Raw genomic sequence first — 16,990 nt, forward strand, 5'->3', positions numbered from 1 at the left:
TGTGGAAAACATCACTCTTGCTGATTTTCAATTAAATGCGATATCTTCTCTAATGGATGCTATGGAGCAACCAGAGCAGAATATTGTATTAAAAAGTTGCACTGGCAGCGGCAAAACAATTATTTTAACACGGTTTATGGACGAATATCTTAAAAGCTACTCTAATACCGTGTTTGTTTGGCTCACACCAGGTAAAGGAGATTTAGAGGAACAAAGTAAGATTAAGATGGATCGTTATATTCACGGAAGAAGCACTAAGCTACTTTCCGATGTGATGACAAGCGGCTTTAAAGAAAACGATGTGTGCTTTATAAACTGGGAAAAGCTGACCAAGAAAGGAAATAACGCATTAAAAGATACTGAACGCATTAATTTTATAGAGCATATTGAAAAAGCACATGCCAATGGCATTAACTTTAATATTATTGTTGATGAAAGTCACCAAAATCAGACCATCAAGGCTGATGCCATCATTCAGTATTTTAACCCCAATAAAATCATCCGATCTTCCGCAACTCCCACAATGCCGACACATTCTATACTTATAAACATACCAGAGGCGGATGTAATTGCAGAAGGCTTGATAAAAAAGTTGCTGATTATCAATGAAAATTTTGCTAATAATGTGGTTGTCGCAAATGAAGAAGAATATTTACTAGAAAAAGCTTTTGAGAAGCAGAAAGAGCTTCATGCGGCTTACTTACAAAGAGATATTAAAGTTAATCCGCTAATATTAGTGCAGATACCAAATAAAAATGAAGTTTTACAGGATAAAATTGAGCGCTGGTTTGAGAAACAAGGCATATCTTACGAAAATGGGCGGTTAGCGTGCTGGCTCTCAGACAAGCATGAAAATATCGACAATATAACTGACCTGACTGCAGAATCTGTAGCAGTAATAATCAAACAGGCCATTGCTACTGGTTGGGATTGTCCCCGCGCCCAAATACTTGTTAAATTGCGCGACAACATGGACGAAACTTTTGAAATTCAGACAATTGGTAGAATACGCAGAATGCCGGAAGCAAAACATTATGAAGCTGATGCTTTGGATAATTGCTATCTTTATACTCTTGATGAGAAGTTTACTGAAGGTGTTAAAATAAACTTCGGTAATGGAGCATTATCGGCATCGAAGTTATTTTTGAAAAATGAATATAAAACATTAGAACTTACCTGCTTGCAGAGATCAGGATTATTAGTCACTCGGGATGCGGCAAAAGCATTAGCTTCAGTAGCTCAATATTTTGCCACAAAATTCGGTACTGGTTCTAATATGGTCGAAAATAAAAAGCGATTACAGGCAAACGGCTTTAACTTTAATACAGACATAGTAAGCTCCACAAAATCCGGCGAAGTTGCGACATTGGAATTCAAGGTGGCAGAACGATTGAATGACGTCACATTTCATGTTCCATTAAATACCCATGAGCATGGTCGAGAATATCATCACGTCATAGCTAAGATAGGACTTGATATCTCCTTGGAATACGCACAGATGAATGCGATTGTCCGTAAGCTGTTTGTCGTTGGCAGCAATTATCACAAGAAGATATTGAGCTTGTCAAACAGAGAAATTTATGCGTTTGTGCTGAATAATGAGTGGCTTTTAAAAGATAGTATTCGTGCTTCAATGGCACTTGAAATGAATCAGCAGAATTTAAAATTGGATTTGGCTGTGCCTAAAAAATTCACGTTTCCTCAAGAATACCTTTTTACATATGATTCGAATGCTAAATCCCAGACCGTTATGAAGAAAAACGTTTATAACGGATATTTATCTTCTGCGGAAGTCCGTTCTGCCCCGGAAAAGCTTTTTGAGAAGTTCTGTGAGCGAAACAATAAGGTGACTTGGTGGTACAAAAATGGCGATAAAGGAAATGAATACTTTTCTCTTGTATATTCGGACAACTTTGGCAAAGCAAAGATGTTCTATCCGGATTATATTCTTGGAATAGGTAAGGAAATTTGGATTATTGAGACAAAAGGGGGATTTTCCAATTCTGGTGAGAGCCAGGATATCGACATCTACTCTCCTAAGAAATTTGACGCCCTTAAAGAATACTTAGAAAAATACGGTTTAAAGGGCGGCTTTGTCCGGCAGGACAAGCATAGTCAAGAGCTGTGCATTTGCATAGAAACTTATTCAGATGACATAAGCAGCGCAAGCTGGTCCTTGCTGGAGGAAACAATATAGAATCAAACGAGAGAGGGGGCGGTGTATGTGAATGGGATAACAAAAAGTTCTTTTAATGACTTTAATGTATACTCATCGGGCGATGATCATTCAGTTATACACATTGACATTGCAGATACGCCGACCTTTTACCAAAAAATGTTTGATTATTTTTTTGATGAATCTCGCTTTTTGAAATACATAGAAAATAAAACATCTTTGACATTCGAGCCAACAGTTGAAAACTATGTAGCACTTTATAAAAGATTAAGTCTTTATGTGGATGACGAGAACATAGGTAAACTACCGGCGGATCTCGAAACTGAAGTGCTTAAAATTATTGCAGATGAATATACGCTTGATGATAAAGGAAATGGCAACATCGAAATAAGGCTTGATAAAATAGGGAAAATCGGAGAGTACATTTTTTGCAATTTGCTTTCTGAGTATTTTGGATATAATTGTATAATTCCAAAGGCAAACTTTATTACCGACAGAAATATGAGTGTATTTGGAATTGATGCGGTATTTTATTATCCCGAGAGTAAAATGCTGCTTTTCGGTGAATCAAAAGTAAGCAAATCTTTAAATAACGGCGTTGCTCTCATTAATAAATCTTTATCTACCTATCAAAAGCAAGTTGATGAGGAGTTTGTGCTTATTCTTAGCCAAAGATGGTTACGGGATAAGATGGGGACATTTGCTAATGATTTTGGTGATCTTGTTGACAGAAGCATTTCAATGAAAGATTTTATTTCAAAGGCAGGGATTACTTCAATTGGTATTCCTGTGTTCATAACACACGGCACAGAGACAGATATAAATACCATTATGACTCAGCAGTCCAGTATTAATGCAATTAAGCTCTACGATTTGGATACGAAAATTATTTCAATCTCTCTTCCGATAATAAGCAAGAGTAAATTGATTGCAACCTTTACACAAAAAATTGTGGAAAGGAGAGATTATTACGAGTCTGTCATTAAATGAATACAATACCCAAAAGCTACGCGAAAAATATATCCGTGTCTTAGCGGCTTCAGAAGACTCTACCAAGAAAGCGAAAGAATTGGCCGATGATTTATTCGCTTTGGATTTAACTGTGTATTCTCAAAGCTATTCTTTCGATTCACTTGTATACTCAGCATTTGCCCAATCAAAGCTGGACAAGAATGTCGTATTGCATCCGGAGCAATTAGAAATCATAAAACAAATGGAAAAGAATGACGCACTAATTGTGAGTGCGCCGACAAGTTTTGGAAAAACCTTTTGTGCCTTTGAATATATAGCAAGGCATCTGCCGCGCAATATAGTTCTGATTGTTCCTACGCTTGCGTTGATTGATGAGTATTTAGGAAAGCTTATTAGAAAATATAATGATACTTTTCAAATCTATAAAGTCTATACACAGCTTGATCCTGAGAAATGTTACGATTTTGATCGCAATAACATTTTTATCTTGACACATGATAGAGTTGTGCAGGAAAGCTCCCATGAAATTATAAAAAGCATAGACCTGCTGGTTATTGATGAGGTATATAAACTTGAAACTGATAAAGCTGATGATAGAGTTTTAGTACTAAATATGGCGTATTACCATTTAGCAAAAATGGCAAAGCGCTATATCTTGCTTGCTCCATTTATACAGAAAATCGAAGATATTGAGATTCTCGAGAAAAAACCTGCTTTTTACAATACTGAATATTCACCTGTTGTAAATGAAGTCATTCCGGTAGATATTCTCTCTCATAAGGATCGTAATTCTCAATGCAAAGACCTTTTGCAGCGTATACCAGAAGAAGAAAAGACACTTATATATTTTCCTACTGTCGTAGGAATTTATAAATACATTAATGATATATTATCTGAAGAGCCGTTACTTCCGGAACTTGAGCCTTCAATAAAGTATTTTGTTGAATGGGCAAAAGACGAAATTCATGAGGATTGGTGTGTTACAAAGGCATTAGAGCGTGGATATGTCATACATAATGGGCAAATGCCGCTGGGGACACGTATGTTCCAGCTTAATTTATATGAAAAAAATGATAATTATAACAGACTGTTTTGTACATCAACCCTGCTGGAGGGCGTGAATACAACAGCCAAGAATATAATTATTACAAAACCATCCCGACTGTCGGATAGAAATAATAATACCAAGGACTTTACTGCATTTGATTTCTATAATTTAGTTGGCCGGACTGGACGACTAAATCAGCATTTCATAGGAAAAGCGTACTACTTAAAAGCTCCTACGGATCCCCCCTATGAAAAGATTGCTGCTATCCGGAGCATAAAATTTGAGTTAACTGATGACAGCAAAGATGTTGATATTCAAAAAGGTGATATACAGAATCATCCGGATTATTTGGCATTCCTTTCTGGATTAGGAATAACCCATGATGATTATTTGAAAAACATTGGCAGTCACCTTAGATTTGACACAGTATTGGATATTTATATTCGCTATACTGAAAAGAAAGCTGAAATCATAGCGGAATTGCGCTCTCTTCATACAATAAAAATTTACGGTCGTAATAAGCTAATTGTATTACTTTATTATATTTGCGAAGGAAAAAACAATAAACTCCGTGCTAATTTGATAAATAACCTGATTCATAGAAATCGACCAAAAATCAAGACTGTTGTTAAGGCAGCTTTGGAATATTATGCTACAAGCGGGCTGGATTATATTATTTCTGAAGCTATAAATTTGAAAATGAGTTATATTGAACACCAGTTTTATGGGAAAGTGCAGATTGTTAAATATTTTATGCAAATAGAAGGCGTTTCAAAAGATTTTATTAACGTCTTAGAATACAAAGTCCTTGGCGCGATTGAACAGCTTTATTTCACCAACTCCAAGCAGCGGAAGATGTTGCTTGATATTGGTGTTTATGAGCGTGATGTTGAACCTATAATCCGCGTCATAGGCGGAGATTATGAAGATGCCTTTTCCATGAAAAAACTGTTGAAGGACAACCTCTCAAATTTACAGCATATCAGTTATATCTCAAGATACATAATAAACAATCTGTAAAATATAAATATGGGGCAAAACGTATAGCTATCTCCCTCAGTCTGTGATAGTGTATGTGGCTGAAGGGAGGTAGTTTTATGAAGAAGATTATTATCAGCGTAATTCTCACCGCTTGTGTCGCATTGTGTGCCGCTGTGTGGCCTCAGAGCGCCGAAGTCTGGGATTTATCCGCTGAGCTGGTAAAAACCGCCGTAACCGCCGAAATTGAGGCTCGGTCAGCGGAAATGCCGAAAATTTTTATCTCTGGTGAAACTCCTGCTGCCGAAGTAAAGGCTGCCGCAGAAACTGAACCAGTGGAAACCGAAATAGCGACAGAAGAAAAAACAGAACCAGCCCCTCGTACTGCATCAAAATCCACACCAGTACCCTCGGAACCAAAGTCAGGCGACAGAGCTATTATAGACGGTAAGCCCTATGTCTGGATTCCGGGCTTCGGCTGGATTAAGGATGAGGGCGGCGGGAGCGTCAGAACAACAGTCGGCAATCCCGGCGACGAGCTCACGGGTAATAAAGTCGGCCAGATGGGTGGCGCAACTGTCGGCAGCAATGGTGACATCAACAAGCAGGTCGGTATTATGGGCGGAGGTACTGTCGCCGAGGACATGTACGAGAACGGTCATAAAATCGGGATTATGGGCAGTGAGGAGTCCGCATCGCACGAAACAACCGCTCCTCCTGCAGAACAGCCAGTGCCGACAGGCGATGACATTTATATCGAGCTTCAACCTCCAGTAACAAAGGATAGCACCCCGCCGCCGTGTAAACCCGGTGAAGCCCCTCCAAATCCATAATAATATTGAAGGAGCGCATGAAGCCCTGGCAGGCCAAGTGCGCTCTTACTTTCTGATGTTCGTCTTTGCATAGTTATGAAGCTGTCAGCTACATTCCATTTCTAATCTGTTCGTCTTCGACGGATTTAGTACGCTGTCAGCGAACTATTATGTCTTTACAAACTGCATTCAATCACATTTTGTCGTAAATCTCCTTAAGCTCGGAATCGGATATCTTTCCGGCTTCTGCTTTGTCCTTATATTCAAGTGCCAGCGCAACGGCGGCGTTCCATTCATCGACAGACAGCTTACCCCTCGCCCGGCGTGTCTTTAATCGGTTATAAACCTTGTCATATTCAAGGCGCGCAGGTGTTTTTCCTTCCTTGCGCGCTTCCTTTTTATGAGCTCCAACCTTGCGGCAAGTCTTTCCTGTTTCGCCAGGCGCGATATTATTGCAGTAGCAGGTATCATACCCTTTGTTCAACAGGAAATAGCGCCCGCAGTTGTGGCAGCGGCGCGGCATGTTTCCCGCAATAAGTCCCCGGTAGAAATCCGTATACAGAAAATGTGAAAGATAGGAAAACTCAACTTCTTCTGCTATCATAGGCTTTCCTTTGCCTTGCGGATGCCGCAATGGAGTAAACCTGACCTTGACGGGAAACCCCTGCTCAAAAGGCAAGTCACCAAATAACAGTTCACCGGCATCGGCCATGTCCCGATAATATTTTGAATAGGCTTGTGCATATGCCTCGCTGTTACGGCGCGTCAGGTTCTCAAAATACAGATCCAGCATCCCTGCTGTCTGCCTTCTGAAGTTACGGATGCTTTCCGCAAAGTATTCCATCTTGTCGAGAAACTCAATAAACATTTTGTTACCCTGGGAATTATCCTGAAATACTTCAGCCCATTTCTGTTTGTCCGCAAACAGCATGGGGAGCAGATTGAGAGAACTGTGTATATCCAGCGGAAGATCACGATATAACGGTAAAGTAAATATAACATCCCAAACGGCGTTCAGTTTTTCCTGTAATTGAATAACTGCGTCGATATTTTTATGATTAAACAGCGCTCGCATTCCTGTTGTGAATTCTCTGACCCGTTTATCAATCTCAGCTATATCCTGTTCGTCCGTATTCAAAAAGTCTGTTGTTATCTGCCCCAGCGGAAAGGATGCGCCGCCTCCGAGCATCACATTATCTTCCCAAAATAAAACAGAGAATTGGTCATAAGCATTCGCCTTCATGTCAACCTCCTGTATCCGATGGTTTTTCACGATGTACCTGACATCGCTCCAAACTATTGTGTATGAAATTAGTTTCTGCTATCGTAATCGTATCCGATATATATGCATTAGTCAATCGGCAACAATTATGGAACGGAGGTGAAACATGCAGAAAAAGAAAAGCAAGCTCATCCGCATGAGCGATATTGAAACGGAGCAGGTGCGCTGGCTGTGGTATCCGTTCATTCCTTACGGCAAGGTCACAATCATACAGGGCGACCCAGGCGAAGGCAAAACTTCTTTTGTTCTGGCGATGATTGCTCTCCTGACGACAGGTAAACCATTGCCGGAGGAAACCGTGGCGGCAGAACCCATACGCGTCATATACCAGTCTGCGGAGGACGGTCTGGCAGATACGATTAAGCCGAGGCTGGAGATGTCCGGTGCTGACTGTTCCCGTGTGCTGGTCATTGATGAATCGGACAAGGAACTGACACTTTGTGATGAACGGCTGGAGCAGGCTGTACAGGAAACCGGCGCAAAGCTGATTGTGCTTGATCCGCTGCAAGCATATCTCGGCGACAACGTGGATATGCACCGAGCCAATGAAGTACGTCCTGTTTTCAAACGGCTGTGTGCGATGGCCGACCGAACCGGCTGCGCCATTATACTCATCGGCCATATGAATAAGGCGCAGGGATTGAAATCCTCCTATCGCGGACTTGGCTCCATCGACTTCCGTGCGGCGGCGAGAAGCGTGCTTATTGTCGGCAGGCTGAAAAGCGATCCCGCTGTCCGTGTCGTCGCTCATGACAAAAGCAGTCTGGCACCGGAAGGTAAATCAATCGCATTTTCTCTGGATGCCGAAAACGGCTTTCAGTGGATTGGCTATTGCGACATCTCTGTAGATGATGTTCTTTCCGGCACAGGTTCGGTGCAGACCAAGACGGCGCTGATGGAGGACGAGCTAAGACGGATGCTCGTAAAGCCTGTCCCAGCGGAGGAAGTGTTTAAGCATGCAGCTGAGCTTGGTATCTCTGAACGCACGGTGAAGATTGCAAAAAAGAATCTTAACGTGCAGACAGAAAAGCTTGGCAGCCAATGGTTTTGGCAGCCTCTCGATTCAAGGGTGTAAGGGTGCAATGTCTTATACACTTTGCACCCTTGCATCCTTCCAGAAATGTAACCAAGTTGGCTCACTTTCATGGCCGCTTAGATCGTATCCATAAAAAGTAATCCATCTTGGCTCACTTTCATCGCTGCCGCTACCAGACCTGAGAAAAAGTAAACCACGTGGTTCAGTTTTCTGGTCAGGGAATTGTGTTAGCGAAGAATCCTGCCAGCAAAAAGAAGATAATCGGCAGCAAGATATAAACTGCCAAAATGAAGATGAACCATGGGGTCGAAAACCGTGCAGGTTAAAGGCGGGGGGTTGTAAGAGGTTCCCCCCCGCCGAAAACACCGCCCCGCAATGCGGGTCGGGGACGGTACCTCTTAGGTGGTCGTAAACTGGCACATGGTACCTTCAAAGGTGCTGTAAGGAAAGGCTAAGTCAGCAATAACAGCAAAATCACGGCGTTCAGCATGGGGTCGTAGGTACACATAAAGCGGTATCATGCTAAAAATCCATACGGAAAGGAGGAAACCGAATATGGAACAAAGAGTTAAAACAGGGCTGGCTATCACACAGAAACATCTTTCTCTCTGTGATGAAAACCGCCGTAAAGCGCATGCCGACTCACGCAATACTTTTGTGGAGAAGGCCATCGAATTCTACTCAGGATACCTAAACGCAGAGCAGAATCCTAAATTCTTTGACGATATTTTCGCTACAAAAGTACAACAGCGGGTGGAGCAGATCGGAAAAACATTCGGCACGGGACAGTATAAAATTGCTGTGGAGCTCTCGGTTCTCAGCCACCTGATTGCCTCGCAGCTTAAGGTGTCAGACGATTCGATGCGCAGGCTGCGCAGTATCTGTTCGGAGGAAGTGAAGAAGCTCGAGAGTCTGCCGACCTTCGAACACATCTATAATTACCAGCACGAAAACAGAAAGGAAGTGTAAATTTATGAAGCCACAGCAAAATTGTATAACAGCTTATGTCTTTCCGAAATCCATTTTTCTGCTCCCGGATGGGCATCCAAGCAGACCCAAAATTGAGGAGCTGTTTAAAGAGAATGGCGTACGGAAGCACCGGCTATGGGGCAGGAAAACTAAAAAGGAATCCCAACACTACATCGAAACCGGCATCTGGGGCAGCTATGAAACGGCGGGAATCAAAGACAAAACGCTTGACGGTAAGCCTATTCCGCTTTTTGAGGATACGGAATTAAAGGAGCAGACCGACAGTATATGCCTGGAACGACACATGATTGTGGGAGGGAAAAAGTTTGCCGTCAGCTCTGTGTTCCCCAAAGCAGCCGTCTCATTACCTTCGGATAAGCTGCTCTCCTTGATAGATAAGGAGCAGGAAAAAGAGAGAAAATCTTTCTGATAATTCAGTAGACTTCCGGCAAACTCTTCGGTATGCTTGGGATGCGGAGCAATCCGCAGTACCAATATTCCGTATCGGTTTGCCAAACGAAAAGGAGGTATTTATGACACAGGCAAACCCAAAATATACAATACTCTACGGAAGGCTGAGCCAGGAGGACGAGCGTGACGGCGAATCCAACAGCATCCAGAATCAAAGGCTGATGCTGGAGAAATATGCCGCCGATAACGGCTTTGAGAACATTCTCTTCCTTTCTGACGATGGCTACAGCGGCACAAACTTCAACCGCCCTGCATGGAAAGAGCTGATGAAGATGGTGGAAAACGACGAAGTGGCGACAATTATCGTTAAGGATATGTCCCGTCTTGGCAGAGATTATTTACTGGTCGGGCAGTACACCGAGATGATATTCCCAAGCTATGGAGTCCGCTTCATCGCAGTTAACAACAACGTGGACAGTCTCTACGGCGATAACGATTTTACCCCGTTCGTGAATCTGTTCAACGATTTCTACGCCAAGGACACCAGCCGAAAAATCCGTGCGGTCGTTAAATCAAAAGCTGAACGGGGCGAACGTGTGGCGACCAGAGCACCCTATGGTTACAAAAAGGATGAGAACAATCCCAAAAGCAAGATTGTTCCTGACGAGGATGCCGCACCGATAGTGCAGAGAATTTTCAGCCTTTGCGTTGGCGGGAAAGGCCCTACTCAGATTGCCAAGCAGCTGAAAAGTGAGCAGGTTTTCACACCCGGATATTATTATTACAGTAAGACCGGCGTCCTTTTGACAAACGTTGATGTAACCAGACCTTATGATTGGAACAGCAGATCTGTTGCCGACATTTTAGAGGATGAAGTTTACTTAGGACATACTATCAGCCTGAAGTACACCACGGTATCCTATAAGAATAAGAAACGGATCAAGCGTCCCGAATCCGACCAGCTTCGGTTTGAGAATACGCATGAGCCGCTGGTTACGAAAGAAACGTGGGATATCGTTCAGGACATCCGCAAGCGCAAAAGGCGCAGAGCAAACATGGCCGAGCAGGATATGTTCTCAGGATTGGTTCGGTGCATCGATTGCGGAGAAAAGATGGTTCTCCATCGGGCGCACACCATGGCCGCCGTAAAAAACAACTTTATGTGCTCTACCTACCGCAAACGCGGTAAGGAAAAGTGCAGCGCACACTACCTTCGGGAAGTCCATCTGGCGGCAATCGTTCTGGACGATTTACTGAGAGTAACCCACTTCGCACGTCAGCAGGAGGCGTTATTTATCCAGTACATAAACCGGAAAAACAACGCCGAAACCCGGCGTGAGATTGAACGGCTCCAAAGAGAGCTGGAATTGATGCGCCGGAGGGATACTGAGCTCAGCACCCTGTTCAAACGGTTATATGAGGACAATGTGCTCGGCAAAGTAACCAACGAGCAATTCAGGATGCTATCCGGCGACTATAACGCAGAACAAAAAAGCCTGAAGGAGCGAATCCCTAAGGCTGCGGAGCGGATCAAAGAACTGCAGGACTCCATTTCCAATGTTACCCGGTTCATCGATAAAGCGAAAAGATACACCGAAATAACCGAGCTAAGCGGTGAACTGCTGAACGTTTTTATCGAGAAGATCGAGATTGGTGAGCGGGCAGAGCGGTACTCCAGAACAGCGGAGCAGGAAATCGTTATTCACTACCGTGACATCGGTGTCGTCGGTGCTTTCGCAGAAGAAGCCGAGAAAATAGCCGAACAACGGCAAAGGCAGACAGCTTGATCTGCTGTCTGCCTCACCTAAACCCACGGTTCATAAAATGTCCCTATGGGAATGCGCCTAAATTGGGATTCCTTTTTTGTGTGGATTAAGCATGGCTATCTTGTGTCATGAATTTGGGTAAAGATCCTTCGCTTTGCTCAGGATGACATACCCTAAAGCGCAAGAAGTTCATCAATAAGCTGATCATCGATTTTAAGAATGTGCTTAGTTAAATCAGCCATAGGCGGGTAGAAATAATGGGTTTTGCTATTCTGAATATCACTGGCAAAGTCGTCTATCCAAAGAAGCAGATGCTCCTGTAAAAAATCCTTCTGATCCCCGAGGACTCTTTTTAAGTCTTCCATATTGTCATTCTCGAAGTGTTCTTGAGCCAGCTTTGATAAATGAGCCATAAAGTCTAGCTCTAAGGCGATATGGTCGTCTGCTTCGTGGGGATAATTAGCGGGCAAAAAGTTATATTTTAGATAAGCACGGCGCACATTTAAGGTACTTTCTTGGAAAAGCACCCGTTCCTTGGTGAGATAAACTGATTCCCATGGGGGTGCAGGTAAATTATTGGGACCAATGAACAAATAGGTATATTCCCCTTTTAACTTTTCTAAGGTTTGTTCAGGGTCAGCGGACAACTCCTGTCCTAACTGGTTTAGAACCTCAAAGTGCTTAGCAAATAAGTTCTCGTCATCTTCAAGCAAGAGTTGTAGTGCTTCTTGGGTGTGGGAAGCTGTCGCAACTTTTAGCACATCTGCTTGGGGCTCATTCCCGAAAGTCCGCTGCAATAACGTATACAAATAACTCCGGTCAGCCAGCAAAATGGCAATAGCATCCTTTTGTTCACTCATCTTATAACCACCTTATCTTTATTTCTATTAAAAAAGGCTTTATTAATCAGGATACTTCACTAATCACGCACTATGACAGGGACCAAAAATTTTTCATCTGAGCATGTGCGAAGGATTTACTTCTCACCTATCTTATACCCTATCCCCCATACTGTCTGCAAGTATTTGGGCTTGGAGGGCTCATCTTCAATCTTTTCCCGGATCTTGCGAATAAATACAGCGATACCGGTTAATTCGCCAACGTAATCTTCCCCCCAAACATAGGTTAGAAGTTGCTCTCTGCTAAAGACCTCTCCTGGGTGACTAGCCATATAAGCTAGAATCTTAAACTCCTTGGGGGTAAGATCCACCCGTTTCCCCCGCAACCTGGCTTCGTAACGATTGAAAAAAATCTCTAAATCCCCTAGTTTAATGCTGTCCTTATTCTCAACCTCATTCCCTGTTCCAAATTGTAGACCTCGGCGTCGCAAAAGCGCCTCGATACGTAAGGATAACTCCTGAGAGCTAAAGGGTTTGACTAGATAATCATCAGCCCCTGCCTTAAACCCGACACTTTTATCTACAATATCACCTTTGGCAGATAAAATGATAATGGGAACATTGCTTCCGTCCTTACGTAACTGCGTACAGACATCAAAGCCATTCATTTTTGGCATCATCACATCTAAAATCACCAAATCCGGCTGTTCCGCTTCAAAAACCGTTAAGGCCTCGGCCCCATCAAAGGCGTAGCAAAAGTCATAACCATCCTCTGTAACAATGTGTTCGACCACAATGCGAATGCTCTCTTCATCATCGGCTAACATAATCTTCATTTCATATCCCCCCCTTTAAAACTCCATCTGAAGCAAGTTCCCTTGATTCTCTCCTGCAGGAATTCCTACGGTAAACAAACTTCCTTGTCCACATTCACTCTCTACCTTAATCCAGCCTCCGTGAAGTTCTGTTAACTCCTTAGCCAAAGCCAACCCTAGGCCGCTGCCGTTATACTGTCGATGAATGGAAGAGTCGCTTTGAACAAACTTGTCAAAAATATATGGTTGATCTTCCTTGCGGATCCCGATTCCATTATCCTGGACATTGATGAGAACTTCATTTTGTCCCTGGTCATAAGCTACCCAGACCTTGATTTCTCCGTCCTTAGGAGTGAACTTTAGGGCATTGCTAAGCAAATTCTCGACAATGCGTCTTAATCCTTCCCGATCTCCCTCAATCAAAGGAACATCATGGTGAACGATGCTGGTGTAATTGATACCCTTTTTATCAATCAAGGGCTCAATGACGTTCTCCACGGCGTTGATTACATCTACTAAGTCAATAGGCTCAATCGTTAATTCTTTTCGTCCGGCTTCAATGCGAGCCATTTCTAAAATGTTATTAATCATGCTTAAGAGTACTTGACTGTTTGATTTAATCTCATGAATCATCTGTTGTTCTTTATCGGTCTTGGAATTTTTGCCACGCTCCAGAACCTCGGCAAAGGCAATGATCGAGGTCAGAGGTGTCCGCAATTCGTGACTCACAATAGCCAAAAAGTCTGCTTTATACTGATTATCTTCACGCAGTCGACGATTGGCATCTTCAAGTTCCAGCCGCTGGGATTCCAGGATATCCTTGGCCCGCGCCAAATCCTGTGTCCTTAGCTCAACCTTTTCTTCCAGATCATTGTAGAGATTCTGCAACTCTTCCGTCATCATCTCAAAGTGTTCGGAGAGATCAAGTATTTCCCCTTGAGCATCGATATCCTTTAGATTTACTTGCAAATCCCCTGTTTTGACGTGCCCCATAGCCTCTTTTAATTGACCAAGAGGTTTTGTAACCAGTTTGGACATAGCAAAATATATTAACAGCATTAAAAGCAAGGTGAGCAGAAAAATATAAGCCACTTGCTTGATGATATTAGATTCGATATTTGACCTATACATATCAATAGGCATTACAATGCTGACAATGCCTGCCAGATCTCCGGTTTTCCAGCCTTCCTTAGGATAACCTAAGATATCAAGTTCTCCTTTGGGATCACCATGGCATTCTAAACAATTTTCCTCAATCCGCATGGGGGCAGTATAACGGAAAACATCTTTACCTCCATATCCGTTGACCTTATAGAATTCCTTAACATTTTCATCCTCCGAAAATTGGGTTAAGGCCTCTAGTTCAAATTCATCAGGAGTATCAGCCTTGTTCCGGGGGTCAAAGTTAGTATAACGAATTATATAGCCTGTTTTCTTGCCAAATAATTTCCCAATGCTCTTACCTACCAGAGAACAATGCAAGCGTTTGAAATTATATTCACCATTAGCATCATAGTTAATTAAGTCTTGATTTATAACCATAAACTCCCAGACTGCATCCATCTGCTGAGAGAGAACATAGGCCTTTTCATGCATCTCTCGTTCCGCCTGCTTATTTTGGGTGATGGCAGTCCAGGCTACATTCATAAGTAGGGAAACAACCAAAATCCCCACAAACAATATGATAAATCGGGTTCTAATGGCAATAGTCTTTAGCTTCAACCACTTCATCCCCCAACATTTCGACAGATACTATTATTATAACAGCTATTTCGCATTCTTTGGTATGGGCTTTTCTTCCTTCTGTGCTGACTGGGTTCTTTTTCAGAATAGAATAAGACCCCATGCCGCTACATAGCACCGCAGATGACGAAAACGGCACTATTGGGTCAAGCTACTTCACTGCGTTCTGTATGACATCGTGCAGTGTTATTCTGAACATTCACTGCGTTCATAGTGCGTTGTCATCCTGAGCATAAGCGAAGGATCTTTTTCAGTGTAACTAATGTAAAAAGGGAGTACCGAGTGATACTCCCTTTTCATAGAGGTAAGAGGAAAGTTAAAGGATAGGATAGGGTAGGAATAGGGTAAGTTTAGGTCAAACCAACTCCGGAGACAACCATGGCTGCATAGAAGACATATCTTCCAACTACTTGACCCACAAGGATCAGGGCAGCGCCACCAACAACGGCGCCGGATACAGATTTGGATAACTCGTCTTTGGCCATCCAAAGCACTAACCCGGCACCGGCCAAAATTAATAACCATTTAAGAGCGGTTGCAGTCTTCAAACTGCCGAGAATAGCCAGGCTAGCTTGTAGGGCTGTGCTGGAGCTGGCAGCCATACCGATAAAGTAAGGCACTACAGCTGCCACTTGTATAGCGATCACTGCTGCTACAGTTAAAGCCACAATTTTCTTCATGTTTCCGGCCTCTTTCATGCTGAGAGCCAGGAAAAGCATGGCACCCATGGATATGGCGGCTGCATAGAATTCTACATAAGTGGCTGCACTTTCCCAAACAGGAACACTTGCAGAACTGTAGATGCTTGCCATGAAGAAGACATCGACCAAACCTACTAAGGCAGCAGCTACGGACAATCCGGTTATGGCACCTGCGGCTTGCGGTTTAGTATAGAGAATTACTGCAGCCACCACGGTCAAGCCAAGGAAGATGGCGGTAAACCAAATTTCACGGCTCAGCCAAGAGGTGCTGAATTGATATAGAGCATTGATAGCGTGTAAGGGACGGCCTAAGTGCATAAGAGAAGCGAGCATGCCGATGATTCCGAGACCTGCAGCTGTAGTAACTGCATTTTTAAACACACCGTCTTTAGTTAATAAGCGACCGATTGCCACAAAAAGCATAATCCCTACTGCAGCTTGAATGCAGATTGAAAATGTTGTCAGGGCAAAATGTTCTCCCATGGATTACACCTCCCTCTTCTTATTGTTTGGATCTAAAGCTTCGCTCTTTGGCTTGATAAGAATCGAGGGTTTGGTCTTGGAGGCAGGCGGAAGTACGGGGAGCTCATTAACTAAACCTTCACCATACTCTGCAGCTAGCTCTTCTAAATCACCAAACTTTAGACAACGCATAGGACAGGCATCCACGCAAGCAGGGTTTTGCCCTGCATCACGTAGTTCTTTACAAGAATCACATTTTCCTACGACATTTTTTTCCTCAAAGTAGTGGGGCACACCGTACGGGCAATTCCAGATGCAATACTTACAGCCGATACAAATCTCTTTATCATGTTGAACGGTTCCATCTTCAGCAAAATGCATCGCTCCCGTAGGGCATCCTTTAACGCATTTAGCTTCAGCGCAATGATTACAACCTAAGGAAAGAGAGTAACCCCATACATTGGGATGGATTCCGCCTTCAAAATCGTAGACTTTGCGAAACAGTTCTCCCACTTTTAAATTATTTTTATCTTTACAGGCAATTTGACACGCTTTACATCCCGTGCATACCACGGAATCATGATAGAAACCTATTTGTCCCATTAGGATTTACCTCCTAAAATAAGATTCTTTGTTCCCACTCAGTATCCGGTTTCAATGGTTCACCACTATATTTCTCAACACGGACAATCGTTGTATTCCACGGTTCTTCCCCTTGTCCGCTTAAACGGGCTCCACATAGAACATTTGTGGCACCGGCTTTATCAATACCAGTCTTTTCATCGAACTCTACCCAGGCACCTTCGCCAAGAGTTACTACACCCGGCATCAATGCCTCGGAAAGGGTAAGGGGCCGGATACATTTACCATAGGCACTCTCAATTAACACTGTATCTCCGTCTTTGAGGCCAAGGGCTTTCCCGTCCCTTGTATACATCATAAACTCTTCAGGGAAGGCTTCTCTAAGCAGGGGAATATTA

General features: G+C 43.0%; 15 protein-coding genes. 8 read left to right on the forward strand and 7 right to left on the reverse strand.

The features are described from left to right. Position 1 precedes the first annotated feature (1 nt). From AC1U9U_RS00880 to AC1U9U_RS00895, 4 genes are all read left to right on the forward strand, one after another. Positions 2-2,197 carry a DEAD/DEAH box helicase gene (locus AC1U9U_RS00880; RefSeq protein ID WP_479958659.1) on the forward strand — a complete coding sequence of 732 codons (2,196 nt, stop codon included), beginning with the start codon at positions 2-4 and terminating at the stop codon, positions 2,195-2,197. Between the two features lie 27 nt (positions 2,198-2,224). Then, entirely contained in the window at positions 2,225-3,166 is a 942-nt protein-coding gene (locus AC1U9U_RS00885) for a Hachiman antiphage defense system protein HamA (protein WP_479958660.1), read from the forward strand. After that, positions 3,126-5,216: a DEAD/DEAH box helicase gene (locus AC1U9U_RS00890; RefSeq protein ID WP_479958661.1), complete on the forward strand. Its 2,091-nt coding sequence runs from the start codon at positions 3,126-3,128 to the stop codon at positions 5,214-5,216. Before AC1U9U_RS00885 ends, AC1U9U_RS00890 begins: the two co-directional genes overlap by 41 nt. A 77-nt stretch (positions 5,217-5,293) precedes the next feature. Then, positions 5,294-6,007, forward strand: a complete 714-nt coding sequence (locus AC1U9U_RS00895) for a DUF6550 family protein (RefSeq protein WP_479958662.1) — start codon at positions 5,294-5,296, stop codon at positions 6,005-6,007. Between the two features lie 172 nt (positions 6,008-6,179). Here the strand turns inward: AC1U9U_RS00895 and AC1U9U_RS00900 are convergent, their stop codons facing one another. Further along, a complete protein-coding gene (locus AC1U9U_RS00900; RefSeq protein ID WP_479958663.1) occupies positions 6,180-7,229 on the reverse strand; it encodes a DUF6076 domain-containing protein in 1,050 nt (349 codons plus the stop codon). Positions 7,230-7,374: 145 nt separating this feature from the next. On the opposite strand from AC1U9U_RS00900, the gene AC1U9U_RS00905 reads away from it, so the two are divergent. The 4 genes from AC1U9U_RS00905 (at position 7,375) to AC1U9U_RS00920 (ending at position 11,471) form a co-directional block, all read left to right on the forward strand. Further along, complete coding sequence (locus AC1U9U_RS00905) at positions 7,375-8,343, forward strand: AAA family ATPase (protein ID WP_479958664.1); 969 nt, start codon at positions 7,375-7,377, stop codon at positions 8,341-8,343. Between the two features lie 516 nt (positions 8,344-8,859). Then, positions 8,860-9,273 (forward strand): hypothetical protein, encoded by a 414-nt coding sequence (locus AC1U9U_RS00910; RefSeq protein WP_479958665.1) that lies wholly within the window; start codon positions 8,860-8,862, stop codon positions 9,271-9,273. A gap of 4 nt (positions 9,274-9,277) precedes the next feature. Beyond that, positions 9,278-9,703: a hypothetical protein gene (locus AC1U9U_RS00915; protein ID WP_479958666.1), complete on the forward strand. Its 426-nt coding sequence runs from the start codon at positions 9,278-9,280 to the stop codon at positions 9,701-9,703. A 103-nt stretch (positions 9,704-9,806) separates the two neighbouring features. Beyond that, entirely contained in the window at positions 9,807-11,471 is a 1,665-nt protein-coding gene (locus AC1U9U_RS00920) for a recombinase family protein (protein WP_479958667.1), read from the forward strand. 152 nt (positions 11,472-11,623) lie between these two features. On the opposite strand, the gene AC1U9U_RS00925 is transcribed toward AC1U9U_RS00920, so the two are convergent. The 6 genes from AC1U9U_RS00925 to AC1U9U_RS00950 form a co-directional block, all read right to left on the reverse strand. Next, positions 11,624-12,310 (reverse strand): TorD/DmsD family molecular chaperone, encoded by a 687-nt coding sequence (locus tag AC1U9U_RS00925; protein ID WP_479958668.1) that lies wholly within the window; start codon positions 12,308-12,310, stop codon positions 11,624-11,626. Between the two features lie 116 nt (positions 12,311-12,426). After that, positions 12,427-13,125 (reverse strand): response regulator transcription factor, encoded by a 699-nt coding sequence (locus AC1U9U_RS00930; protein WP_479958669.1) that lies wholly within the window; start codon positions 13,123-13,125, stop codon positions 12,427-12,429. A gap of 15 nt (positions 13,126-13,140) precedes the next feature. Beyond that, on the reverse strand, positions 13,141-14,751 hold the full coding sequence (locus AC1U9U_RS00935; RefSeq protein WP_479958675.1) for an ATP-binding protein: 1,611 nt from the start codon (positions 14,749-14,751) through the stop codon (positions 13,141-13,143). A 446-nt stretch (positions 14,752-15,197) separates the two neighbouring features. Further along, positions 15,198-16,031 carry a dimethyl sulfoxide reductase anchor subunit family protein gene (locus AC1U9U_RS00940; RefSeq protein ID WP_479958670.1) on the reverse strand — a complete coding sequence of 278 codons (834 nt, stop codon included), beginning with the start codon at positions 16,029-16,031 and terminating at the stop codon, positions 15,198-15,200. Between the two features lie 3 nt (positions 16,032-16,034). Then, the gene (locus AC1U9U_RS00945; RefSeq protein ID WP_479958671.1) at positions 16,035-16,613 is read right to left on the reverse strand and encodes a 4Fe-4S dicluster domain-containing protein; all 579 of its coding nucleotides are present in this window, start codon (positions 16,611-16,613) and stop codon (positions 16,035-16,037) included. Between the two features lie 13 nt (positions 16,614-16,626). Beyond that, positions 16,627-16,990: molybdopterin dinucleotide binding domain-containing protein (locus AC1U9U_RS00950; protein WP_479958672.1), on the reverse strand; the 364-nt coding region annotated here is incomplete at its 5' end.

Source organism: Desulfitobacterium sp., from assembly GCF_982384815.1.